Here is a 23036-nt window from a genome sequence, read left to right as displayed (position 1 = left end):
CGGGCGGGCAGTGTTGGTCAACCGGGGCTGGTTGCCGCGCGATCCGGCCGACCGCACGCGCATCGCGCCGTACACCACGCCAGCGGGCGAAGTGCAGGTCGAAGGGATGGCGGTGCCACATGCCAGTCGGGTCTTCAGTCTGGGCCGTAAAGACGGCTCGGATGAAGTTGGCCAGCGACTTAGGCAGAATATCGACCTCGACGCTTTCTCGCGCGAAATCGGTGTGCCGCTCCAGCCGTTTGTGGTGCAGCAGCAATCCGACGCGCAGGACGGCCTGTTGCGCGATTGGCCGCGCGCAGACCTGGGCGCCGACCGCAATTACGGCTACGCATTCCAGTGGTTCGCAATGGCAGCGGCGGTACTTGGGTTAATGGTCTTCTACAGCGTGCGGCGTTATCGCCGCTTGGCGGGCACCTCTGAGCCCGCTTGAACACGAACTCGCGTTGCGGCTTAGTGCCGCAGCTGAATGTATTGGGAATCACATGGTGAATCAGGAATCCGCACCCGGCGCGCCCGGCACACTTGGCGCGTCCGAAGACCCGCGCATCGACGCGCGCACGCGTCGCGGCCGCTTGATGATGCTGTTCCTGCTGCTGGTGTGTGCCTCCCCGGTGATCGCCTCGTACCTTGCGTATTACGTCTTCACTCCGGCGGGCGGCAAGGCCGCGTACGGCGCGCTGGTCGATCCGCAGCGGCCTATTCCTGCCGGTCTGATGGTGCAGGACGAGCACGGCGCTGAAGTGCCGCTCGCGAGCCTCAAGGGGAAATGGCTGATGGTATCGGTGGATCGCAGCGCCTGCGACGACAACTGCGCGCGCAAGCTTTTCACCATGCGCCAGTTGCGCATCGGCCAAGGCCCGGACCGCGACCGCATCGTCCCCGTCTGGCTGGTGACCGACCGCGGAGACATCGACCCGCGCCTGATCAAGGCCTACAACGACGATTACGGCGCGGTGCGCTTTCTGCGTGCGCCCGAACTGCCGAAGAACTGGCTTGGCGATGGCAAGACGCCGCCCACGGACCACCTCTTCCTGGTCGATCCGCTTGGCAACCTGATGATGCAGTTTCCGAAAGATCCGGACCCGAAGAAGGTGCGCGGCGACATGACGCGGCTCTTGAAATACTCGCGCATCGGATAAGCCATGCTGCTGCAACTTGCTTCCATCGGCATCCTGATCGCGCTGATCCCGCTGTGCTACGTGCTGGTCAAAGGGGATCGCAACAAGTACCGCAAGCTGGTGTGGATCACCGCTTTCCTGACGCTGGACCTCATCATGTTCGGCAGCTTCACGCGCCTGACGGATTCAGGCCTCGGTTGCCCGGATTGGCCAGGCTGCTACGGCACGTCCAACCCGTTCCATGCACGTGACGACATCCATGCCGCGCAGGCCGCCATGCCGAGCGGCCCGGTCACGTGGATGAAGGCGTGGATCGAGATGACGCATCGCTACTTCGCGCTTGCGTTGGGCGTTCTGATCATCACGCTGGTGGTGCTCGCGTGGGTCAAGCGCAAGGAACTGAAGCAATCTCCGTGGTATGCGACGGCCGTGCTGGCGTTGGTATGCGTGCAGGGCGCCTTTGGCGCCTGGACGGTCACGCTCAAGCTGCAGCCAGCCATCGTGGTGACGCACTTGCTGCTGGGCATGTCGCTGCTGGCCGCGCTGATCTGGCTCGGCTGCAAGAACGATGCACCCCGGGTGGTGGATGAGCGTGGCGCGTCGTTGCGCACGGCAGTGGCCATCGGGCTGGTGCTGCTCGTTGGGCAGATTGCGCTGGGCGGCTGGGTCAGCACGAACTACGCTGTGCTGGCCTGTACCGATTTTCCGCTGTGCAACGGCCAGTGGGTTCCGCCGATGGACTTTGCGCACGGCTTCACGTTCTGGCGCCAGCTCGGCAAGACTGCCGGAGGCGATTTCATCTCGCACGATGCGCTGGTCGCCATCCATTGGACGCACCGCGTGTTTGCAGTCGTCGTGCTGAGCTACCTGGCGTGGCTTGGCCTCCGCGCACGTCGCATTGGCGGCATCGGCCGTGTGGCAACGGTGCTGCTGGTCGTGCTGGCCGTGCAATTGGCGACCGGTCTCTCAAACATCGTGCTGGGGTGGCCGCTGCTGGCCGCCGTGGCGCACAACGGCGGCGCGGCCGTGCTGCTGTTGCTGATGGTGCGTCTGCATTACCTGATCGGGCTCGCGCAAGCGCGGGCGCCGGTGCCTGTGGCGGCTGCCGTCGTCTGAACGCTGTCTGACCGTTTTTTTATGAATACCGTGGCAACCCCAACAACTTCCACTCAACTTTCTGGCTGGCGAACGACCGCATCGCAGTATGCGGCGCTCACCAAGCCGCGCGTCACGCAGCTTGCTGTGTTCTGCGCCGTGATCGGCATGTTCCTGGCCACGCCGGGCATGGTGCCGTGGCCGGTGCTGATCGGCGGCGCGGTCGGCATCTGGCTGTTTGCCGGCGCTGCCTTCGCCATCAACTGCCTGGTCGAACGCAAGATCGACGCGATGATGCGTCGCACGGCTTGGCGCCCGTCGGCCAGCGGTGAGTTGGGCACGCGGCAGATCCTGGTGTTCTCGGTGGTGCTCGGCGGTGCGGGCATGTGGACGCTGCACGTGTTCGCCAACGACCTGACGATGTGGCTGACTTTTGCCACCTTCATCGGCTACGCGATCATCTACACGCTGCTGCTCAAGCCGGCGACACCGCAGAACATCGTGATCGGCGGCCTGTCTGGCGCGATGCCGCCGGCGCTGGGCTGGGCGGCCGTCGCCAACAGCGTGCCGGCCGAGGCGTGGATCCTGGTACTGATTATCTTTACCTGGACGCCGCCGCACTTCTGGGCGCTCGCGCTGTACCGCCGCGCTGACTATGCCAAGTCGGGCCTGCCGATGCTGCCGATCACGCACGGCGAGAAATACACGCTGCTGCACATCCTGCTGTACACGCTCATCATGATCGCGGCGACCATCCTGCCGTTCGTCTACGGCATGAGCGGCTACATCTACCTGGTGACAGCACTGGTGCTGGGCTTCGGCTTCCTCTCGTATGCGTGGCGCATGTACCGCAAGTATTCCGACGCGCTGGCGCAGAAGACTTTCCGCTACTCGATCATCTATCTGTCGATCCTGTTTGCCGCGCTGCTGGTCGACCACTACTTCAAGTTCGGCCCGGCGCTCACGCAAAGCGCGGCGCTGTGACGCACAGGGGCGCCAGCAGGCATGTGCCGTTGGCGCTACGCTAGCCGGTCCGCTTCCAACACGATGACCATGCTCTCTTTCCGACACCTCCGCGCCGCGCTGTTCGCCATGCTGGCGGTTGCCGTGCTGGCGCTCACGGCGTGCAGCGACAAGCCCGCCTTCAAGAATCTCGACATCACCGGATCCAAGAGCTTCGGCACCGATTTCTCGCTGACCGACCACACCGGCAAGCGCCGCACGCTCGAAGATTTCCGCGGCAAGGTCGTCGTCATGTTCTTCGGCTACACGCATTGCCCCGATGTCTGCCCGACCACGCTGGCCGAATTGCGCGCCGTGATGGACACACTCGGCAAAGACGCGGACCGCGTCCAGGTGCTGTTCGTCACCGTCGACCCCGAGCGCGATACGCAAGACCTGCTGGCCAAGTACGTGCCCGCGTTCGACCCGCGCTTCATCGGCCTGCGTCCGGCCAACGAGACCGAACTGAAGAAGGTCGCGTCCGACTTCAAGGTCTTCTACAGCAAGGTGCCGGGCAGTTCGCCTGACAACTACACGATGGATCACACGGCCGGCAGCTACATGTTTGATCCGAAAGGCAACCTGCGCCTGTTCATCAAGCACGGTCAGGGCCCCGAGCCGATCGCGCATGACATCAAGCAACTGCTGGCCGACTGATCTGCTGCCAGCGCCCAAAGAAAAAGCCCGCCAATTGGCGGGCTTTTTTATGGCGAGGCGGGCAGCTTAGGCGAAGGCCTGCAGGGCACCCTTCATCTTCTTCATCGCGGCCGATTCGATCTGGCGAATGCGTTCTGCCGACACACCAAACTCGTCAGCCAGGTCGTGCAGCGTCGAGCCGCCCGATCCGTCGTCGTTCACGTTCAGCCAGCGGGCTTCGATGATGCGGCGGCTCCGGTCGTCCAGCTTGGCGAGGGCGGCTTCGATGCCTTCGCTTTGCATGCGGTCGTTGCTCCGCGCTTCGATCACGCGGGTCGGCTCGTTGTGCGTGTCGGCCAGGTACGCGATCGGGGCGAAGGACTCTTCGCCGTCGTCCATCTGGCCTTCAAGCGCGATGTCGCCGCCCGAGAGGCGCGTTTCCATCTCGCGCACTTCGGCGCCCTTGACGTTCAGTTCGGCGGCCACGGCGTCGATCTCATCCGACGTGAAGGTCGCTTGCGCATCCTGCTTGTGGCTGCGCAGGTTGAAGAAGAGCTTGCGCTGGGCCTTGGTGGTGGCCACCTTCACCATGCGCCAGTTCTTCAGGATGTACTCGTGCATCTCGGCTTTGATCCAGTGCATCGCGTACGAGACGAGGCGCACACCCTGATCCGGATCGAAGCGCTTGACGGCCTTCATCAGGCCGATATTGCCTTCCTGGATCAAGTCGGCATGCGGCAGGCCGTAGCCGAGATAGCCGCGGGCGATCGACACCACCAGGCGCAGGTGCGAGAGCACCAGACGGCGGGCGGCATCGAGATTGTCGTTGTCGCGGTATTCGCGGGCCAGACGCTGTTCTTCTTCAGCCGACAGCATCGGCACACGGTTGACGCTCTGGATGTAGGCGTCGATGTTGCCCAGGTTGCCGGGGAACGCCAGCGCCCATCCATTGCCGGCGTTGCCGGACGGCTGGGTGGCGATTGCGGAAACGGTATTCACGGGGATGACTGCGTTCACTCAGGACTCCTGTCGAAATCCAGTGGAGGTTTGGAGAGGCATCTTAGCACTCCAACCGGATGAGTGCTAATAGGACATTCTTGCCCGGTTAATAGTTCCCGTAAATCAGGGTGCATCTGTCAATAGTGTGATGTTTGCGCCGCAACAAAAGCGCGTCATACCCACTCATAGACCGGGGCGGGCGGCATCGGTTCTCGACTATGCCGCCGTGTTACGGCCGCGTGACTTCGCCCAATAAAGTGCGCGATCGGCTTCGCGCAGGGCGGCGTCTGGGTCGCGTACTTCCAGGCCCGGGCAGGCGACGCCGATGCTCGTGGTGACGTGCAGCACCGTGCCATCAGGCAGGTGGATGGGCGGACGGATCGCTCCGACGATCTTCTGCGCCGTGTGCAGCGCATCATCGGGGGCGTCAATCGGGTCGAGCAGGATGATGAACTCATCACCTGCGAGGCGGGCGACGGTGTCGGTGCGGCGCACGGCACGTTGCAGGCGGTGCGCGACCTCCACCAGCACAGCATCGCCGGCGGCGTGGCCGTAGGTGTCGTTGATGTGCTTGAAGTGATCCACGTCCAGATACAGCACGCCCAGCGGCGCGGGCAGACGCTGACGGCGTTCCAGCGCGGCGCGCAGGCGCTCGTAGAGTTCGTAGCGGTTTGGCAGGCCGGTGAGCGCATCAAAGCGCGCCATGCGCGACAGCTCCATCTCGCTGCGCTTGGCTTCGGTCACGTCCTGCACGAAGGCGTAGAGACCGCAGCGGCCGTCGCGGGCTTCACCGGCATCGGGCACGAGCTGGCCGCGAAAATGCCGGGTGCGGCTGCGCGGGCCGTTGGCGTGGGCCTTTTCGTACCATGGCGCGGTGATCTCGAATTGGACGGATTCTCCGCGCTGGGCGCGCACCAGATACGGTGCCAGCAAGGCGTACGTGCCCGGCGTGAACACCCGTTCCGCTGTCTGGCCGCAGACCTCCTCGGGCGTGCGCTGCAGCCAGCGCGCATGCGTGACGTTGCAGAAGGTGAAGACACCGTCGGGGTCGATGTGCGACACCAGCAGCGGCGCGTTGTCGAGCACGAGCTTGAGCGCCCGTTCGCTGCGCCCCAGGGCCAGCTCGGCACTCGTGCGGGCCGTCAGATCCTGCAGTACCGAGAAATAGCCGCGCAGCGTGCCGCGATCATCGTAGTCGGGAAAGTAGTGGCCGCTCAGGTAGCGGGGCACGCCGGTGCGCATGGACTGGATCTCGAATTGCACCGGGTAACCGGCCAGCACCTCAGTCATGTAGGGCAGCAGCGTGCGGTAATCCTCGGGGGTGTAGATGTCGCGCACGTGGCGGTCGAGCATCTCGTCTTCACTGCGGCCGAAGGCTTCGAGCAGCGTGCGGCTGGCAAAGCGCACGATGCCGTCCGAGTCGACGTAGCTGAGCTGCGCGGGCACGTTGTCGGCTACCAGGCGGAGTTGTTCGCGGCTGGCGCGCAGGGCGTCACGCCGGCGTTCCAGGCTTTCGTTGGCGGTGCGCAGTGCGCGCTCGGACGCGGCCAGCCGGTTGGCAAACGGTCGCACCGTCAAGCGGATGGCCAGCACGCTGCCGATCATCAGACACAGCATGAAGGCCGCAAGCCGCTCGAACTGCACGCGCATCGGGGCGTAAAGCTCCGCACTGGCGATCTTGCTGATCAGCGCCAGACCCGTGTGGCCGATGGGCGTGTAGCTGAACGACGTCGGCATGCCATGGATGTCCTGCCACTGGCCGTAGCCAGCCTCGCCCGCCAGTGCCAGGCGTGATGGCAGCGGGCGGTGGTCGACCGTAAGCGGCGGCAGCTCGAACACATAGGCATCGAAGCGCTGCGGAAACGACATGGCGCGGCCGCGCGCATCAAAGCCCGACATCGCCAGCGTTTCCGTCATCCCCGTACCGCGTTGGCTGTTGTAGCGGCCTGTCATGTGGGCGAGCGGTTGTTCGGCGACCAGCCAACCGATCTGCATGCCGTCTGCCATGACCGGCGTTTCGGTGCGCATGGCAAAACCGTGTACCCATTGCAGCGTGACGCGCTCGGGCGCGAGGCCGGCGTGCAGCCGAATCGACAGCTCGGGTTCAAGCGTCTGCGTCCCCAGGCTGACGATGCCCTCGCCCGCGAGCGTGCGCAGTTGCAGGTACGAGTAGCCTTGCTCGCGATACGCCTGCAACGCACTCTCGCTGCGCAGGCGCGCTGCGTTGTCTGCCGGATGGCGCAGCACTTCCTGGATGTGCGTGGCGGCGGCCACCAGGCGGGGGCTTTCCGCACGCATGGCCAGCAGTCGGTCGAACTCTTCGGCGTAGCTGGACAGGGCTTGCGCCCGTGTGGTGCCGAAAGTCAGTGTGGCGCTGTCCACCTGGATGATGAACGCCGTGATGGTGGCCGCCAGCCCTGCCAGCACCACGCAGCCGCCGCTGATCCACACGATGGTGTCTTCCGGCGACAAGCGCAGGCGCAACAGGCCGGGGTACCGGGCTATCGCGGCGCACAGTGTGCCCGTGAGCACCAGCAGCGAGCAGACGGCAGCCGCGTCCGGGGCACGCCACCGCAGCCACGCCGGGTACAGATACTCAAGTGCCATGGCGCGGCCAAGGAGGTCGCCTGCACAGAGCAGCATCGCGAAGCCCAGAAGGCCCCAGAACCACTGCGCGCGATGCGGTTTGCGCAAGGTGGGCACGAGGCTCAGTGCGGTTGCCGAGGCGGCCATCGCCAGCGCGTGGCTGGGGTGCATGCCGCCAATCCACCCGGTCACCCATTGGCGATCGAACCAGGCGTGCAGGCCAGGAAAATCCAGTCCGATCGGCCGGCCCGTGATCATCTCGGCCAGCCGCAGCGTGGACAGCAACGCCACCGCGCCGCTCAGCCCGCGTGCTGTCGGATCTGCCCAGCGGGCGTTTGGTCGCACCGCCCCAACGAGCAGCGCCCCCAGACCAGCGCCCAGCAGCGTCAGGTTGATCCCCGTGGCAAACACGATCAGCAGGCGGTCCGTGCCGAGCTTCACCGCCCATGGCCAATGCTGCAGCCAGCCGACCATCACGGTCAGCCCAATCAGGACGAGGAGAAAGCCGATGCCGCCGGCAATGGCGACAAGCGGCCGGCGAGGAACCATGCAGGTGACGCGTGAGCGGGGCGGTTTCAGGGCGGATGTCTTCTAACCGGAAGATCGGCGGAAAACCGCGCCGCTTGAGCGTTTCCACCCAAAAGGGTGGGCTGAATTGCCATGTCTGCAATGTTGAGTGATCGATGCGCAAATGGATGCGATGCACTCGGCACATCGCGTCACCTCGCGTGCCGTCACGCAAGTTAGCTACACTGCCCGGACATCGCAGACACCGTTACAGGAGCCGTCATGACCATCGTCGTCAGCAAGGACACCGAAGGCCTTTTCCGCCACAAAGTCACCTTCCCTGAAGGCGTGACTTACACCGACGTGCCCAAGCCGGCGGGCGAAGGCAGTGCGCCCGATCCGCACGCCTACTTCGATGCGGCCTTGGCCAGTTGCAAGGCGCTGACCGTCTCGCTGTATGCGCGCCAGCGCAAGTACCCGCTCGACTCGATCGACGTGGCCGTCGAGCACGACGGCAGCCAGGAGCGCCAGGGCCGTTACAAGCTGCGTACCGTGCTGACCCTGCACGGCGATCTGAGCGACGAGCAACGCGCCGACCTGCTGCGCGTGGCCGGCAAATGCCCCGTTCACAAGCTGATGACCGAGGTGGAGATCAGCGTCGACACCGAACTCGCCGAGCGCGCTTGAGGAGCCTCCCGCCATGACTTCCATTCAGCACATCATCGGCCCGCACGTGCGCGACCTTGGCGGTTTCTCGGTCAAGCGCGTGCTGCCCTCGGCGGCGCGCCAGACGGTCGGGCCGTTCATCTTCTTCGACCACATGGGCCCCGTCGATTTCGCCCCCGGCGAAGGCATCGACGTGCGCCCGCACCCGCACATCGGGCTGGCCACCGTCACGTATCTGTTCGACGGCAGCATGGTCCACCGCGACAGCCTCGGCAGCGTGCAGACCATCACACCCGGCGACGTGAACTGGATGACGGCCGGCAACGGCATCGTCCACTCCGAGCGTTCCTCGCCCGAGGGGCGCGAAAAAGGCGCGCGCGTGCATGGCATCCAAACGTGGGTGGCGCTGCCGAAGGATCAGGAAAAGGTGAACGCCAGCTTCGCCCACCATGCGGCCGACACGCTGCCCAAGCTGGAATGCCCCGGCGTGCAGGGCGTGGTCATCGCGGGGGATGCATTCGGGCTGACGTCGCCGGTGAAGGTCAGTTCGCGCACGTTGTATGTGGCGCTGGAGCTGGCGGCCGGTGCATCGCTGGTGATTCCGCCCGAGCATGCAGACCGTGGGCTGTATCTCGTCGACGGCGCTGTCACCATCGACAGTGAGGCGCTCGACCCGCACCACCTTGCCGTGCTGGAACCCGGCGGTGACGTGACGCTTACCGCGCAGGCATCGTCACGCGTGATGCTGCTGGGCGGTGACCCGACCGATGGCCACCGCCACATCTACTGGAACTTCGTCGCCAGCGACAGGGCCGACATTGAAGACGCCAAGCAGCGGTGGGAGGCCGACGCCTTCGCCCACGTGCCGGGCGAGACGGAGCGGATTCCGCTGCCGTCCAAGTAAGACCAATCGATCAATCAGGCAGCCTGCGCCGGTCGTGCACAGCGCACGATCGCGCGGACCTGCTTGGCGATCGGCTCCGGCACCGGTTGCTTGCCGTCGAGCACCGCCTCAATCCACCGCGCTGTTGCCGCCACGTCCGTCCCCACAGGCAATTCAGGCGGCGTATCGCTTGATCCTTCCACCGCCTCAATCACGGTTTCGTGCGCCCCATCGTGCAGCCACTCCACCGCGCTGCCACGCCGCGCATCGGCCACCGCCTCGCCTTCGGTGCCGCGCGCGAGCAGCACATTGGCCGGATGGCGCAGGAAGTAATCGGTGAGCGTGTCGCGGTATTCGGGGTGCGTGTAGCTGACCAGCCGTAGCGCCTCGTGCGGCGCGTGCCCGCCGATGGGCTGCAGCATCTTCACCACCGTATGGGCCGAATTGCGTAGGCCGACGATCTCGCGCTTGTCCAGCAGTGCGGTCAACTCGGGAGAGAGCACGTCGATCGGCACAAAGGCCAGGCGATCCGTTTCCAGGCGCTCGCGGGCGTCATCCATGTGTTCGCAGACGGGCCAGCCGAGCGCTGCAAAGAGCGCGGCCGTGGTGATGCGGCCGTCGAAGCGGCGAATGCCATGCACCAGCACCGGCACCCCTTCGCGCGCCAGTAGCTTGGCCAGCAGCGGTACGAGGTTCGGCTGCCGGCGGGCACCGTTGTAACTGGGGATGACGACCGGTAACGCGCGCTCAGGCGTGTCCGGTGCCGGCAGCGGCCGGCAATGCGCATGCGTGGCTTCCAGCATGCCGTCGAGTTCTTCCGGGGTCTCGCCCTTGATGCGGTAGGCCATGAGGATGGCGCCGAGCTGCACGTCGGCGATGCGGCCTTCCAGCATGGCGGTGAAGAGCGCCCGGGCATCGTGCTTGACCAGTGCCCGCGCACCGTCTGCGCCGCGGCCGATTTCCTTGATGAAGCGGGCGGCGGGGAAGGGGCCGTTGGCGAGGGCGTCTTCAGTGGCGGTGTCGGGGAGGATGGGGGGAGCGGGCATTGTTCATGGCGCGGGTGATTGGCTTGGGGTTGATCATAGCGCTGTGGGTTGTGTGCTGGCGCCATGGGTCGGTGCTTTTTTGGGACTGGTGGTGCATCCCTTGTTTCATCCCCTGCCGGGGCTGACTCACTTTCTTTGTCTTGCCAAAGAAAGTAAGCAAAGAAAGGCGCGCCCGAGATGGCGAAAGCCTCCTTGAATTTTCGTAATCGGGCGGAGGCGGGGAAAACTCGCTGCGCTCAGACAGTTCCCCGCCTTTCTTCCGCCCGCTTACAAAAATTCAAGGCGCCATCAAGGGCAGGAACGTCAAAGGCCAAACACACGGCTTGCTGAGCTGAGCGCCGAACTTGCGCCGAGTGCGGAGCGACAAACGGCGGAAACGACGGGTTCGGCGCGCAAGACGAAGTGCCGCCCAGGCAATAGATGGTTTGCTTTCCCCTTGCCCTAGATGGCGCCTTGAATTTCTGTTGCAGGGAGGAAAAAGAGGGGAGGCCTGTCTGAGCGCAGCGAGTTTGCCTCCCCTCCCTCCCTGCGACATAAATTCAAGGGGAAGTCGCCATCTTGGGCGCGCCTTTCTTTGCTTACTTTCTTTGGCAAGACAAAGAAAGTGAGTCAGCCCCGGCAGGGGATGAAACAGGGGATGGACCACCAAGCAAAAAACAACAAAGCCATCCCCAAAGCGAATCAAGCGGCCTCCGCCACCGGATGCCTCTGCTTCCGATACAGAAAATCCAACACCGCCGTCCGACAAGCGTGATAAGTCGGGTCTTCCGCCAACGCCATCCGATCCCGCGGCCGCGGCAAATCCACCGTCAACACCTCACCAATCGTCGCAGCCGGCCCGTTGGTCATCATCACGATGCGATCCGCCAGCAGCACCGCCTCATCCACATCGTGCGTGACCATCACCACCGTGCTGCCGGTAGCCGCCACGATCTTCAGCAGTTCATCCTGCAGATGCGCCCGCGTGAGCGCATCCAGCGCGCCAAACGGCTCGTCCATCAGCAGCACCTTGGGCTCCATGGACAGCGCCCGCGCAATCCCCACGCGCTGCTTCATCCCGCCCGAGATCTCATGCGGATGCTTCTGCTCGGCATGCGACAAGCCCACCAGCGCCAGCGCCGCATGCGTGCGCTCACGCAATTGCGCCTTCGTCTCGGTTTTGCCAAAGACGCGCTCGACGGCGAGATACACGTTGTCAAAGCACGTGAGCCACGGCAGCAGCGAGTGGTTCTGAAACACCACCGCGCGATCCGGCCCCGGCCCGGCAATCTCACGCTCCGCCAGGATGAGCCCACCCGTGGTCGGACGCGTGAGCCCGGCAATGAGATTGAGCAACGTCGATTTGCCGCAGCCCGAGTGCCCGATGAGCGCGATGCACTCACCGCGCGCAACTGTCAGGTCGATGTCGCGCAGGGCGACGAACGGACCGCGCTTGGTCTTGAACGTCTGCCCGACGTTTTCAATGCGCAGGAATTTGTCTGTCATGGCGCTCCCCCCAATGTCCTCAAACCGCGTCGTACGAGAAGCGCCGCGCAATGGCCAGCAGCGCGTGCTCCAGCAGCAAGCCCACCACCCCGATCACGAAGATTGCGATGACGATGTGCTCGACCTTCAGGTTGTTCCATTCGTCCCACAGCCAGAAGCCGATGCCGACACCGCCGGTGAGCATCTCCGCCGCCACGATGACCAGCCATGCGGTGCCGATGGACAACCGCACGCCCGTCAGCATGTACGGCAGCACCGCCGGAAACAGCACGCGCGTGAACACCTTCCACTCCGACAGGTTCAGCACGCGCGCCACGTTCAGATAGTCCTGCGGCACGCGCGTCACGCCCACGGCGGTGTTGATCACCATCGGCCAGATCGAGCAGATGGAGATCGCCCAGATGGCCGCCGGGTTGGCCGACTTGAACAGCAGCAGCCCGATTGGCAGCCACGCCAGCGGCGACACCGGTCGCAGCAGGCTGATGATGGGCGAGGCCATCGCATTGAGAAACGCAAAGCGCCCGATGAGGAAGCCCGCCGGAATGCCGATGACCGCCGCCATGCCAAAGCCCGCGCCCACGCGCGCCAGCGACGCCAGCACGTTCCAGCCCACGCCCTGATCATTCGGGCCATTGCGATAGAACGGATCGGCAAACAGCGCGACCCCCGCCTTCCACGTCACCGCCGGTGTCGGCAGAGCGGGGATGGCCGTGGCGATACCCTGCCATGCCAGCACAAACAGAACAAAGCCCAGCACGGGCGGAAAGCCGCGCACCACGGCGGCGACAAACCAGTCGCGCGCAACAAACCGGCGACCTTCATGGGCGGCATCGGACTGCACGCCGGACAACGTTTTGACGAGCGTGTTCATGTCGGACTCCATCGACGTGAGGAACCGCAATCAGAAATTCGGAAGTTCAGGAGGGCGGCGGCGTCAGGCTTTCAGCTTGAAGCCGTCGGCATACGCGGCGGGGTTCTTCGCATCCCACACCACGCCGTCGATCAGCTTGGCCGTACGCATGTCGCTCTTGGGCAGCGGCGTGCCCGTGGCGGCGGCCGCCTGCTTGTAGATGTCGATGCGGTTGATCTGCTTGGCCACGGCCAGGTAATCCGGATGCGCTTTCAGCAGGCCCCAGCGCTTGTGCTGCGTGAGGAACCACATGCCGTCCGACAGGTACGGGAAGTTGACCGCGCCATCGTGATAGAAACGCATCGGGTCCGGGTCGTCCCAGGTCTTGCCCAGGCCATTCGAGTAGCGGCCCAGCATGCGGTCGAGAATGATGTCCATGTCGGTGTTGACGTAGGACTTGGCGGCGATGGTCTCGGCCGTCTTGCGGCGGTTCGACGCGGATGCATCGATGAACTTGCTCGCCTCCAGGACCGCAGCCGTGAGGGCACGTGCGGTGTTCGGATACTTCTGCACAAACTCCGCTGTGGTGCCGAGCACCTTCTCCGGGTGGTCTTTCCAGATGGCCTGTGTGGTCTCGGCGGTAAAGCCGATGTTGTCGGCAATCGCGCGCGCGCCCCACGGCTCGCCCACGCAGAAGCCATCCATGTTGCCCACGCGCATGTTGGCCACCATCTGCGGCGGCGGCACGGTGATCGCCTTCGCATCCTGCAGCGGATGGATGCCGTGCGCGGCCAGCCAGTAGTACAGCCACATCGCGTGCGTGCCGGTCGGGAAGGTCTGCGCGAAGACGTATTCGCGCTTCTCCTTGGTCATGACCGCACGCAGCGATGCGCCGTCCTTGACGCCTGCTGCCTTGAGCTTGTTCGACAGCGTGATCGCCTGGCCGTTGTTGTTGAGCGTCATCAGCACGGCCATGTCTTTCTTCGGGCCGCCAATGCCGAGTTGCACGCCGTAGATCAGGCCGTAGAGCACGTGCGCCGCATCCAGGTCGCCCGACGCCAGCTTGTCGCGCACGCCGGCCCAGGAGGCTTCTTTCGACGGCGTGATCTTGATGCCGTACTTCTTGTCGATGCCGAGCGTGGACGCCATGACCACCGAGGCGCAGTCCGTGAGCGGGATGAAGCCGACCTTCAGCTCCGTCTTCTCGGGCGCATCGGAGCCCGCGGCCCAGGCGCCGGCGCGCACCAGCGGATCGATCAATGCCACGGCACTGCCTCCTGCAATCGTCGCCGCGGCTTTCATGATGCTGCGGCGCTTCGGGTTGATCGGGTTGACGAGAGCGTCGGTCTTGTCTGGCGCGGCCATCCATGGCTCCAAAGAAAAGGCGTCCCGACGCACGCCATCGCCCCATCGCCAAGGAAGGGTCGCAGAGCCGTGCGTCGGGACGCCGTTGTCCCTTGCCGATACCCACGTTGGCACCGGCTTCGCAGCGACACTTGCAAGGGGTATGCCAACGTTGAGCGACGGGTTTCGGCGATCCGGGTTCAGAGCGCCACGCGCCGAGCATTTTTCTCGGTGTTCCGAGCTCGGAGCTCGGCGTGCGAGGCTTTTTGCTCGGCGGATGGAGCTCGGAGCTCGGCACGCGAGGCTTTTAGCTCGGCGGTTGAGGCTCAGAGCTCGGCGCGTGAGGCTTTTAGCTCGGCGGTTGAGGTTCGGAACTCGGCGTGTGAGGCTTTTAGCTCGGCGGTTGAGGTTCAGAACTCGACGTGCGAGGCTTTTCGCTCGGTGATTGAGGTTCAGAACTCGACGTGCAAGGCTTTTAGCTCGGTGATTGAGGTTCGGAACGCCGCGTGTGAGGTCCGGAACACCGCGCGCGACTGGTGCGTTTCCGGCGCCGGAGTTGTGCGGCGCACCAAAACTGGGCGGTGGCCCGGCCGCTCAACTGGCCATCACATCGATCACGCGTTGCGCGGCTTCCACCAGCTTGATGTTGCGGTCCATCGCCATCTTGCGCAGGCGTTTGAAGGCATCGTCTTCCGACAGGTTCATCTGCTTCATCAGCAGGCCCTTGGCGCGCTCCAGCACCTTGCGTTCGGCCAGTTGCGTCTTGGCGGTGTCCAGCTCTGCGCGCAACGCACTTTCGTGCTCGAAGCGAGCATAGGCGACATCCAGTACCGCCTTGACGCGCGTGGGCTTGATGCCGTCCACGATGTAGGCGGTGATCCCGGCGGCAAACGCCGTCTTGATGCGTGTGGCGTCGTCGTTGTCGGTGAACAGCACGATCGGGCGCGGCGCGTGCTGGGTGGCCACGCAGACGTGCTCGATGGTGTCCCGCGCCGCCGATTCGGACGCGACGATCACCATGTCGGGTTGTGTCTCGGCAATGCGCTCGGGCAGCGTCAGGTCGGCATCCGCCAGGCCCACGTCGACGAAGCCGGCCTCGGCCAGCCCTGCGCGGATCAGCTCCAGGTTGATCTGTTCAGCATCGAGCGGATCGCGCACCAGCAGCACGCGCATCGGCGCGGCCGGGTGCGGGGCGGCGGGCGGGGCAGATGGGGCGGGCGGTTTCGTTTGCATGGTGCAAAGTGGGGCAGTGTGCACGCCACTCATGCAAGAACCGCGCCGGGCCGGTGCGGGTGTATTCTCGCAAACTCGTCGGTCGCCGGGGGGCGGTGGCCGCAGTGTCCCCACCTGTTCCAATCCAGCTTAGCTTCAGGAGACCCGCATGACCGAGTTCGTCGTCACCCCGCCCGCCGTCAACGGCATTCCCGTCCGTGGTGGGCAGGGCCAGTTTCCGGTGCGCCGTGTGTACTGCGTCGGCCGCAACTACGCCGCCCACGCCCGCGAGATGGGTTCCGACCCCGACCGCGAGCCGCCGTTCTTCTTCTGCAAGCCGGCCGACGCCGTGCGCTACATCCCCGACGGCGAGACCGGCCAGTTCGTCTACCCGACTGAAACCAAGGATTGCCACTACGAGATCGAACTCGTGGTCGCCATCGGCACGGGCGGCCGCGATATCTCCGTGGAAACCGCTGCCAACCATATCTACGGTTACGCCGTCGGCCTGGACATGACGCGCCGCGATTTGCAGAACGCCGCCAAGAAGGGCGGCCGCCCGTGGGAAACCGGCAAGGCGTTCGACGGCTCCGCACCCATTGGCCCGATCGTGCCGGCAAAGGATGTCGCCCACGCAGATAAGGGCGCCGTCACGCTGTCGGTCAACGGGCGGGAACACCAGCGCGGTGATTTGTCTGACCTGATCTGGTCGGTGCCGGAAACCATTGCGTATCTGTCGCGCCTGTTCGAACTGCGCCCCGGCGACCTGATCTACACCGGCACGCCGGAAGGCGTTGGCCCGGTGGTCGTCGGCGACCTGATGGTCGGCAAGATCGACGGCGTGGGTGAGCTGCACGTGAAGGTCATTTGATAGACCCGACAGAAGAGTCAGAAGCCATGTCGATCAAGCTGTACAACTATTTCCGCAGTTCGGCGTCGTTCCGCGTGCGCATCGCACTGGAGGTCAAGGGCCTGTCGTACGACTACGCGCCGGTGCACCTGCTCAAGGGCGAGCAGATGGCGCCCGACTTCGTCAAGCTGAACCCCGATGCGCTGGTGCCCGTCCTGTGCGACGGCAACGACGTGCTGAACCAGTCCTTGGCGATCGTCGAATACCTCGAAGAGACGCACCCCGAGCCCACGCTGCTTCCGGGCTCGCCCAGCAACCGCGCGCACATTCGCGCGATTGCATTGGCGATTGCGTGCGAGATCCACCCGCTCAACAATCCGCGCGTGCTCAAGTATCTGAAGAACACGTTCAACGTGGAAGAAGAGGCGCGCAACGACTGGTATCGCTACTGGGTGAAGCTGGGGTTTGCGGCGTTGGAGAAGCGGCTGTCACAGTCGCCGCTGACGGGAGCTTACTGTGTTGGCGACACGCCGACGCTGGCCGACGTGTGCCTGGTCCCGCAGGTGTTCAACGGCAAGCGATTTGATGTGGCGGTGGAGGATTACCCGACGCTCGCGCGCATCTTTGAGCACTGCATGGCGCAGGAGGCGTTTCAGCGGGCTGCGCCTGGGGTGCAGCCGGATGCGGCTTCCGCGTAATCTGCAGCGTTACTGCGCAAAACAAAAACGCCCTGATCAAATCAGGGCGTTTCTACATTGAAGCGTTGCGCGCGAGGGGGGTCAACCCAACAGCGCATCCGCAAATTCGCGCGCAGAAAACGGCTGAAGATCCTCCACCTGTTCACCCACGCCGATGAAGTACACCGGCACCGGCCGCTGCCGTGCGATGGCGGCCAGGATGCCGCCCTTGGCAGTGCCATCCAGCTTGGTGACGATCAGGCCCGTGAGGCCCAGCGCTTCGTCAAAGGCTTTGACTTGCGCGAGGGCGTTCTGCCCCGTGTTGCCGTCGATCACCAGCAGCGTTTCATGCGGCGCTGTGGCCATCGCCTTGGCGGTCACGCGGCGCACTTTCTTGAGCTCTTCCATCAGGTGCAGCTGCGTCGGCAGGCGGCCGGCGGTATCGGCCATGACGATGTCGATGCCGCGTGCGCGTGCGGAGTTCACTGCATCGAAGATCACCGCAGCCGGGTCGCCCGATTCCTGAGCCACCACTGTGACGTTGTTGCGCTGTCCCCAGACCACGAGTTGCTCTCGCGCGGCGGCGCGGAACGTGTCGCCCGCGGCCAGCAGCACCGACTGGCCGTAGGTCTGGAAGTGCTTGCACAGCTTGCCGATGCTGGTCGTCTTGCCGGCGCCGTTGACGCCCGCGATCATGATGACCATCGGCTGTTCGCGGCCAAGCACCATGGTTTTTTCCAGGGGGTGCAGCAGCTCCACCAGCAGGTCGCGCAGGGCGGTTTTCACGCCTTCGGCGGTTTCAATGCGCTGGGCCTTGATGCGGCGGCGCAGTTCCCCCAGCAGGTATTCGGTGGCGTCGACACCGGCATCGGCCATCAGCAGCGCGGTCTCCAGCTCTTCGAAGAGCGCTTCGTCGACCTTCACGCCGACGAACAGCGTGGTCAGACCCTTGCTCGTCTTCGACAGGCCGGAGCGCAGGCGCGACATCCAGCCCTTGCGGGCCTGTTCGATGACGGCGGGCGTGGGCACGGTTTCGACGTCGTCGGCTTGCACGTCGAGCACAGGCTGCTCGGCAGGTGCGTCGGGCACGGCCACGTGGGCCGGCGCGGCGACGGGTACGGCTACGGGGGCAGGTGCAGCGACGGGCTGGGGTGCTGCAACCGGTGCGGGTGCGGGAGCGACGGCAGGGATGGCAGCCGGGGCAGGCGCCTGCGCGGCTTCGGGCGCCGCGGCGGGCGTGGGTTCGGCGGCCGGTTGGGGCTCTGCCTTGCGCTTCTTCCAGAAACTAAACATCGTAAAAGGCAGTCTATTTCGCCGTTAGAATCAAGCGTCGAATTTTATCAGACAGCCCATATGCGCTCTTCCATGCGAATCGTTTCAAACCGGGCCCGGTTGCGAGCCTGGCAATTGGCCGCGACGGCCCTGGCGGCGGGCCTGCTGGCCGGCCATGTTGGCGCGCAGGAGTTGGCAGCCGCACCAGGGCGCCCAGTTGCCACCGCCAGCGTTGCCAAGGTGGGCGCCAGCCAGTCCGACACGCACGAATACAAGCTGCCGAACGGCCTGCAGCTGATCGTCAAGGAAGACCACCGCGCCCCCACCGTGGCGCACATGGTCTGGTATCACGCCGGCAGCATCGACGAGCACAACGGCACCACAGGCGTCGCCCACATGCTCGAGCACATGATGTTCAAGGGCACCAAGGCTGTTGGCCCCGGCGAGTTCTCCCGCCGCGTGGCGGCCATGGGCGGCCGCGAAAACGCCATGACCACGCGCGATTTCACGATGTACTTCCAGCAGATCGAGAAGTCGCATCTTGGCGACGTGATGGCCCTTGAGGCGGACCGCATGGCCAATCTCCAGCTGACCGACAAGGAGTTCAAGCCGGAGATGAACGTGGTGAAGGAGGAGCGCCGCATGCGCATCGACGACTCCGCCCGTTCCACCGTCTACGAGCAGATGCTCGCCACGCTGTTCAACGCCGCGCCGTACCGCAACCCGACCATCGGCTGGCCGGGCGATCTCGACACGATGACGGTGCAGGACGCGCAGAACTGGTACCACGCCTGGTACACGCCCAACAACGTCACCGTGATCGTCGCGGGCGATGTGAAGCCCGACGAAGTCTTCCGCCTGGCGCAGCGCACCTACGGCAAGCTTAAGCCGCATGCATTGCCGCGCCGCTATGCGCAGGAAGAGCCCAAGCAGATTGGCGTGAAGCGTATCTGGGTGAAGGCGCCGGCCGAGAACCCGTACGTTGTGCTGGCGTACAAGGTGCCGCGCCTGAGCGATGTGGAGAAGGACGTTGACCCGTACGCGCTGGAAGTCCTGTCGGCCGTGCTCGATGGCTATGACAACGCGCGCCTGTCGAGCCAACTCGTCAAGGGCGAAAAGCGCATTGCCGACGATGTCAACGCCGGCTACGACGGCCTCAACCGCGGCCCGTCGATCTTCCTGATGGACGGCACGCCTGCCGACGGCCACACCACCGCCGAGATCGAACAGGCCCTGCGCGCGCAGATCGAGCGCATCGCCAAGGAAGGCGTGACGGATGCCGAACTGAAGCGCGTGAAGGCACAAGTTGTGGCCGCGCAGATCTACAAGCGCGACTCGGTGTTCGGCCAGGGCATGGAGATCGGCATGAACGAGATGAGCGGTCTGTCGTGGCGGTCCATCGATCGCCAGCTTGAGAAGATCAAGGCCGTGACATCGGCGCAGATTCAGCACGTTGCGCAGACATACTTCAGCGAAGACAACCTCGTCGTCGCCACGCTGCTGCCACAACCGATCGATCCCAACAAACCGGCGCGCAAGCTTGTTCCGGGCATGCGCGAAGAAGGAGGGCTGCGTTGATGCGCGCCATGTCTCTGACCCTCAAGACGGCGCTGGTCGCCATTGTTGCAGCGGCGGCGCAGAGTGCCCTGGCCGCGCTGCCCATTGAACACTGGACGGCGCCGACCGGCGCGCGCGTGTTCTTCGTGCCGAGCCCGTCGATCCCGATGCTCGACATCAATCTCGACGTGGACGCGGGTTCGCGCTATGAGCCAGCTGCGAAGGTGGGCCTCGCCTCGCTCACAGCCGGCATGCTCGACAAGGGCGTCGCGGCGCAGGGCGATGCACCCGCACGCGATGAAGCGGCGATTGCCGATGCGTTTGCCGACGTGGGCGCGAGCTTTGGCGGCGGTGCCGGCGGTGACCGCACGAGCCTGCGCCTGCGCACGCTGTCCGACCCCGTCGAGCGCGGCCCGGCCATCGCGCTGATGACACAGATTGTCTCGGCGCCGACTTTCCCTGACTCGGTGCTCGCGCGGGACAAGCAGCGCTTGGTGGCCGCCATCCGCGAATCGCTGACCAAGCCGTCGGTGCTGGCCGAGCGCGCGTTCGGCAAGGCCATCTACGGCACGCATCCGTATGGGCAGACCGCTTCGCCGGAAACGGTAGAGAGCATCACGCGCGACGACATCGTGCGCTATTACCAAGCCAACTACACGGCCAAGCGCGCGGTCGTGACGCTGATCGGAGCGATCAGCCGCCAGGAAGCCGAGGCCATCGCCGAGCAGGTCACGCGCGGCTTGCCCGCTGACGGTGCCACGCCGCCGGCGCTGCCCGACGTGAAGATGCCGCTGGCGAAGGCGGAGACGATCCGCATTCCGCATCCGGCGCAGCAAGCGACCATCATCCTCGGCCAACCGGGCATTGCGCGTGGCGACAAGGATTACTTCCCGCTGCTGGTTGGGAACTATGTGCTGGGCGGCGGCGGTTTCAGCGCACGGTTGACCAACGAAGTTCGCGAGAAGCGCGGCCTGACGTACAGCATCGGCAGCTATTTCGCACCGGCTGCGCAGCCCGGGCCGTTCGAGCTGGCGCTGCAGACGCGCAAGGACCAGACCGAAGAAGCGTTGGGCGTGGTGCGTGACACCGTTGCCAAGTTCGTCGCCGACGGCCCAACCGACGCGGAACTGAAGGCCGCCAAGGACAACCTCGTCAACGGTTTCCCGCTGCGCCTGGACAGCAACCGCAAGCTGCTGGACAACGTGGCCAACATCGGCTGGTACAACCTGCCGCTCGACTACCTCGACACGTGGACGCAGCGCATCGCGGCGGTCACGCGTGACCAGGTGCGCACGGCATTCCAGCGCGCGCTGCAGCCGCAGACCATGGCGACGATCGTGGTGGGCGGTCCGGACAAAGCCGCTGCGAACTGACGCATGGCGGCTGTATCCGAAAAAACCGGCGGCATCCCCCGCCGGTTTTTGTTTGCGCTCGTTTTATGAGGCAACAGCCCCTAAAATCGCGCCCATGGCACCTCGTACCCCCAGCTCCAAAGGCCCCAAGGCCAAGACCGCCACGTCGCATGCGCGCGCACCGCAGCAGGTTCGCATCATCGGCGGGCAATACAAGCGCACGCCGCTCCCCGTCGTCAACGCCGAGGGTCTGCGCCCGACCAGCGACCGCGTCCGCGAGACCGTCTTCAACTGGCTCGGCCAGGACCTAACCGGCTGGCGCTGCGCCGATCTCTTTGCCGGCACCGGTGCCCTTGGCTTTGAGGCGGCTTCGCGCGGCGCCGCGCACGTGACACTCGTCGAAAACCACGCCCCGGCCGTGCGCGCGTTGCAGGCCATACGTGACAAGCTTGGCGCGAGCATGGTCGACATCGTCTCCGGCGACGCTTTTGCTTGGCTCGCCCGCCAGCCCGATGCCGCGCTCGATGCAGTGTTCATCGATCCGCCGTTTGCACAGGATTGGGCACTGCGTGCGTTGGAGGCCGCGACGCGGGTGGTCAAGCCAGGAGGCGTGATCTACGTTGAAGCGGCGCAGTCGTTGGTCGATGTGAGTACTGATTCACATGGCGACCAGCCGGCCGCTCCTGTCGCGCTGCCGGCCGATCTGGTGCTCCATAAACACCTGCGCGCCGGTGCGGTGCATGCACATTTGCTGCTCCGCAAAAACGGTTAAACTACGCCGCTCGCAACCGATGCATGAGCATCGGGCGGCACCTGTAAGGCGGGTACGCCCGGTGTATGTCGGTGGCACAGGCGGCAGGCTCGGGATCTGCCGCGCTCGATAACGCAACGGTGTCCGAACGCAGTACCGGCGCGGCCATGTCCCACGCCGACGCTTGCGGATGCTCTTTTCCCCTTGGTGGAGGAACCATGGTGATCGCGGTTTATCCCGGCACTTTCGATCCGTTCACGCGCGGCCACGAAGACCTCGTGCGGCGCGCGTCCAACATCTTCGACGAGCTGATTGTCGGGGTGGCGCAGAGTCCGAACAAGCGGCCGTTCTTCGCGCTGGAAGAGCGCATCGAGATCGCCCGTGAAGTGCTCGGCCATTACCCGAACGTGCGGGTGGAAGGGTTTTCCGGCCTTTTGAAGGATTTCGTGCGCAAGAACGGCGCGCGCGTCATCGTTCGGGGCCTGCGCGCCGTGTCGGACTTCGAATACGAATTCCAGATGGCCGGCATGAACCGCTATCTGCTGCCCGACGTGGAAACCATGTTCCTCACGCCGTCGGATCAATACCAGTTCATCTCGGGCACGTTCGTGCGAGAAATCGCCGTGCTTGGCGGCGATGTGAGCAAGTTCGTGTTCCCGTCGGTCGAAAAGTGGCTCAAGGAAAAGACCGGCAAGACGGAAGGGTCGGGCAAATCGGAATAAAATGACGCTTTGGCGAGCGCGGGCTCGCCGGCCATTTCAAGGAAGGCATCATGGCGCTCATAATCACCGATGAGTGCATCAATTGCGACGTATGCGAGCCTGAGTGCCCCAACGGCGCGATTTCGATGGGCCCGGAGATCTACGTGATCGACCCGGGCAAATGTACCGAATGCGTCGGCCACTTTGACGAGCCTCAGTGTCAGCAGGTCTGTCCGGTGGATTGCATCCCCAAAGACCCGGCCCATGAGGAAACGCATGAGCAGTTGATGCAGAAGTACACCCAGCTCACCTCGGCACCATGAATCGCCCCGCTGCCAGTAGACACCTGTGAGCCTCAAACTAGAGGTTAGACAGGAGTTGCGATGAGTGCGCAGAGATACACCGAAGAATTCAAGGTCGAGGCGGTCAATCAGGTCTTGGACAGAG

22 protein-coding genes are annotated in these 23036 nt (G+C 64.7%); 14 read left to right on the top strand and 8 right to left on the bottom strand.

Translation table 11 applies throughout. The annotated features are described in order from the left end of the window. From ACU8YE_RS23320 to ACU8YE_RS23300, 5 genes are all read left to right on the top strand, one after another. Positions 1–430 (top strand): SURF1 family protein (locus tag ACU8YE_RS23320; protein ID WP_446929734.1); only part of this gene is annotated, 430 nt, incomplete at its 5' end. Positions 431–482: 52 nt separating this feature from the next. After that, complete coding sequence (locus ACU8YE_RS23315) at positions 483–1139, top strand: SCO family protein (protein ID WP_260803985.1); 657 nt, start codon at positions 483–485, stop codon at positions 1137–1139. A gap of 3 nt (positions 1140–1142) precedes the next feature. Further along, positions 1143–2234 (top strand): COX15/CtaA family protein, encoded by a 1092-nt coding sequence (locus tag ACU8YE_RS23310; RefSeq protein ID WP_446929733.1) that lies wholly within the window; start codon positions 1143–1145, stop codon positions 2232–2234. 21 nt (positions 2235–2255) lie between these two features. Further along, entirely contained in the window at positions 2256–3197 is a 942-nt protein-coding gene (cyoE, locus tag ACU8YE_RS23305) for a heme o synthase (protein ID WP_446929732.1), read from the top strand. Between the two features lie 69 nt (positions 3198–3266). Next, the gene (locus ACU8YE_RS23300) at positions 3267–3872 is read left to right on the top strand and encodes an SCO family protein (protein WP_232041856.1); all 606 of its coding nucleotides are present in this window, start codon (positions 3267–3269) and stop codon (positions 3870–3872) included. Between the two features lie 66 nt (positions 3873–3938). Here the strand turns inward: ACU8YE_RS23300 and rpoH are convergent, their stop codons facing one another. Further along, positions 3939–4832 (bottom strand): RNA polymerase sigma factor RpoH, encoded by an 894-nt coding sequence (gene rpoH, locus ACU8YE_RS23295; RefSeq protein ID WP_373407674.1) that lies wholly within the window; start codon positions 4830–4832, stop codon positions 3939–3941. A gap of 234 nt (positions 4833–5066) precedes the next feature. After that, the gene (locus ACU8YE_RS23290) at positions 5067–7985 is read right to left on the bottom strand and encodes a diguanylate cyclase domain-containing protein (protein WP_446929731.1); all 2919 of its coding nucleotides are present in this window, start codon (positions 7983–7985) and stop codon (positions 5067–5069) included. Positions 7986–8225: 240 nt separating this feature from the next. Between ACU8YE_RS23290 and ACU8YE_RS23285 the strand changes: the two genes are divergently transcribed. Together ACU8YE_RS23285 and ACU8YE_RS23280 are read left to right on the top strand one after the other, a co-directional pair. Further along, positions 8226–8630: an OsmC family protein gene (locus ACU8YE_RS23285; RefSeq protein WP_232041859.1), complete on the top strand. Its 405-nt coding sequence runs from the start codon at positions 8226–8228 to the stop codon at positions 8628–8630. 13 nt (positions 8631–8643) lie between these two features. Beyond that, positions 8644–9513, top strand: a complete 870-nt coding sequence (locus ACU8YE_RS23280) for a pirin family protein (RefSeq protein WP_446929730.1) — start codon at positions 8644–8646, stop codon at positions 9511–9513. A gap of 14 nt (positions 9514–9527) precedes the next feature. On the opposite strand, the gene ybiB is transcribed toward ACU8YE_RS23280, so the two are convergent. The 5 genes from ybiB to ACU8YE_RS23255 form a co-directional block, all read right to left on the bottom strand. Next, positions 9528–10538 carry a DNA-binding protein YbiB gene (gene ybiB, locus ACU8YE_RS23275; protein WP_322017780.1) on the bottom strand — a complete coding sequence of 337 codons (1011 nt, stop codon included), beginning with the start codon at positions 10536–10538 and terminating at the stop codon, positions 9528–9530. Positions 10539–11219: 681 nt separating this feature from the next. Further along, on the bottom strand, positions 11220–12023 hold the full coding sequence (locus ACU8YE_RS23270; RefSeq protein ID WP_316868255.1) for an ABC transporter ATP-binding protein: 804 nt from the start codon (positions 12021–12023) through the stop codon (positions 11220–11222). Between the two features lie 19 nt (positions 12024–12042). After that, the gene (gene ntrB / locus ACU8YE_RS23265; RefSeq protein WP_446929729.1) at positions 12043–12894 is read right to left on the bottom strand and encodes a nitrate ABC transporter permease; all 852 of its coding nucleotides are present in this window, start codon (positions 12892–12894) and stop codon (positions 12043–12045) included. Positions 12895–12957: 63 nt separating this feature from the next. Beyond that, positions 12958–14238, bottom strand: coding sequence for a CmpA/NrtA family ABC transporter substrate-binding protein (locus ACU8YE_RS23260; protein ID WP_232041864.1), 1281 nt, complete (start codon positions 14236–14238; stop codon positions 12958–12960). A 573-nt stretch (positions 14239–14811) separates the two neighbouring features. Next, the gene (locus ACU8YE_RS23255) at positions 14812–15450 is read right to left on the bottom strand and encodes an ANTAR domain-containing response regulator (protein WP_232041865.1); all 639 of its coding nucleotides are present in this window, start codon (positions 15448–15450) and stop codon (positions 14812–14814) included. 148 nt (positions 15451–15598) lie between these two features. On the opposite strand from ACU8YE_RS23255, the gene ACU8YE_RS23250 reads away from it, so the two are divergent. Both ACU8YE_RS23250 and maiA read left to right on the top strand, forming a co-directional pair. Further along, complete coding sequence (locus tag ACU8YE_RS23250) at positions 15599–16300, top strand: fumarylacetoacetate hydrolase family protein (protein ID WP_260803977.1); 702 nt, start codon at positions 15599–15601, stop codon at positions 16298–16300. A 26-nt stretch (positions 16301–16326) separates the two neighbouring features. Next, positions 16327–16977, top strand: coding sequence for a maleylacetoacetate isomerase (gene maiA / locus ACU8YE_RS23245; RefSeq protein ID WP_260803975.1), 651 nt, complete (start codon positions 16327–16329; stop codon positions 16975–16977). Positions 16978–17058: 81 nt separating this feature from the next. On the opposite strand, the gene ftsY is transcribed toward maiA, so the two are convergent. Beyond that, positions 17059–18249 carry a signal recognition particle-docking protein FtsY gene (gene ftsY / locus ACU8YE_RS23240; protein WP_260803974.1) on the bottom strand — a complete coding sequence of 397 codons (1191 nt, stop codon included), beginning with the start codon at positions 18247–18249 and terminating at the stop codon, positions 17059–17061. Between the two features lie 60 nt (positions 18250–18309). Here ftsY and ACU8YE_RS23235 point away from each other — a divergent pair, with 60 nt between their 5' ends. The 5 genes from ACU8YE_RS23235 to ACU8YE_RS23215 all read left to right on the top strand — a co-directional run bounded on the left by ACU8YE_RS23235 (position 18310) and on the right by ACU8YE_RS23215 (position 22912). Next, the gene (locus ACU8YE_RS23235) at positions 18310–19806 is read left to right on the top strand and encodes a M16 family metallopeptidase (RefSeq protein WP_322017776.1); all 1497 of its coding nucleotides are present in this window, start codon (positions 18310–18312) and stop codon (positions 19804–19806) included. Then, positions 19806–21158, top strand: coding sequence for a M16 family metallopeptidase (locus tag ACU8YE_RS23230; RefSeq protein ID WP_446929728.1), 1353 nt, complete (start codon positions 19806–19808; stop codon positions 21156–21158). Before ACU8YE_RS23235 ends, ACU8YE_RS23230 begins: the two co-directional genes overlap by 1 nt. A 94-nt stretch (positions 21159–21252) precedes the next feature. Then, entirely contained in the window at positions 21253–21909 is a 657-nt protein-coding gene (gene rsmD / locus ACU8YE_RS23225) for a 16S rRNA (guanine(966)-N(2))-methyltransferase RsmD (RefSeq protein ID WP_446929727.1), read from the top strand. Positions 21910–22106: 197 nt separating this feature from the next. After that, positions 22107–22610 carry a pantetheine-phosphate adenylyltransferase gene (gene coaD / locus ACU8YE_RS23220; RefSeq protein WP_004633426.1) on the top strand — a complete coding sequence of 168 codons (504 nt, stop codon included), beginning with the start codon at positions 22107–22109 and terminating at the stop codon, positions 22608–22610. 50 nt (positions 22611–22660) lie between these two features. Further along, on the top strand, positions 22661–22912 hold the full coding sequence (locus tag ACU8YE_RS23215; RefSeq protein ID WP_446929726.1) for a YfhL family 4Fe-4S dicluster ferredoxin: 252 nt from the start codon (positions 22661–22663) through the stop codon (positions 22910–22912). Positions 22913–23036 lie beyond the last annotated feature (124 nt).

The organism is Ralstonia sp. VS2407 (assembly GCF_052950655.1).
This window is presented reverse-complemented; position numbering and strand designations above follow the sequence as displayed.

Coding starts and splice junctions, on each gene's coding strand:
- ACU8YE_RS23215 (WP_446929726.1), top strand. CDS start 22,661: ATGGCGCTCATAATCACCGATGAGTGCATCAATTGCGACGTATGCGAG.
- ybiB (WP_322017780.1), bottom strand. CDS start 10,538: ATGCCCGCTCCCCCCATCCTCCCCGACACCGCCACTGAAGACGCCCTC.
- ACU8YE_RS23310 (WP_446929733.1), top strand. CDS start 1,143: ATGCTGCTGCAACTTGCTTCCATCGGCATCCTGATCGCGCTGATCCCG.
- ACU8YE_RS23230 (WP_446929728.1), top strand. CDS start 19,806: ATGCGCGCCATGTCTCTGACCCTCAAGACGGCGCTGGTCGCCATTGTT.
- ACU8YE_RS23250 (WP_260803977.1), top strand. CDS start 15,599: ATGACCGAGTTCGTCGTCACCCCGCCCGCCGTCAACGGCATTCCCGTC.
- rsmD (WP_446929727.1), top strand. CDS start 21,253: ATGGCACCTCGTACCCCCAGCTCCAAAGGCCCCAAGGCCAAGACCGCC.
- ntrB (WP_446929729.1), bottom strand. CDS start 12,894: ATGAACACGCTCGTCAAAACGTTGTCCGGCGTGCAGTCCGATGCCGCC.
- ACU8YE_RS23270 (WP_316868255.1), bottom strand. CDS start 12,023: ATGACAGACAAATTCCTGCGCATTGAAAACGTCGGGCAGACGTTCAAG.
- ACU8YE_RS23235 (WP_322017776.1), top strand. CDS start 18,310: ATGCGCTCTTCCATGCGAATCGTTTCAAACCGGGCCCGGTTGCGAGCC.
- ACU8YE_RS23280 (WP_446929730.1), top strand. CDS start 8,644: ATGACTTCCATTCAGCACATCATCGGCCCGCACGTGCGCGACCTTGGC.
- cyoE (WP_446929732.1), top strand. CDS start 2,256: ATGAATACCGTGGCAACCCCAACAACTTCCACTCAACTTTCTGGCTGG.
- ACU8YE_RS23285 (WP_232041859.1), top strand. CDS start 8,226: ATGACCATCGTCGTCAGCAAGGACACCGAAGGCCTTTTCCGCCACAAA.
- maiA (WP_260803975.1), top strand. CDS start 16,327: ATGTCGATCAAGCTGTACAACTATTTCCGCAGTTCGGCGTCGTTCCGC.
- ACU8YE_RS23300 (WP_232041856.1), top strand. CDS start 3,267: ATGCTCTCTTTCCGACACCTCCGCGCCGCGCTGTTCGCCATGCTGGCG.
- ACU8YE_RS23290 (WP_446929731.1), bottom strand. CDS start 7,985: ATGGTTCCTCGCCGGCCGCTTGTCGCCATTGCCGGCGGCATCGGCTTT.
- ACU8YE_RS23260 (WP_232041864.1), bottom strand. CDS start 14,238: ATGGCCGCGCCAGACAAGACCGACGCTCTCGTCAACCCGATCAACCCG.
- ftsY (WP_260803974.1), bottom strand. CDS start 18,249: ATGTTTAGTTTCTGGAAGAAGCGCAAGGCAGAGCCCCAACCGGCCGCC.
- ACU8YE_RS23255 (WP_232041865.1), bottom strand. CDS start 15,450: ATGCAAACGAAACCGCCCGCCCCATCTGCCCCGCCCGCCGCCCCGCAC.
- coaD (WP_004633426.1), top strand. CDS start 22,107: ATGGTGATCGCGGTTTATCCCGGCACTTTCGATCCGTTCACGCGCGGC.
- ACU8YE_RS23315 (WP_260803985.1), top strand. CDS start 483: ATGGTGAATCAGGAATCCGCACCCGGCGCGCCCGGCACACTTGGCGCG.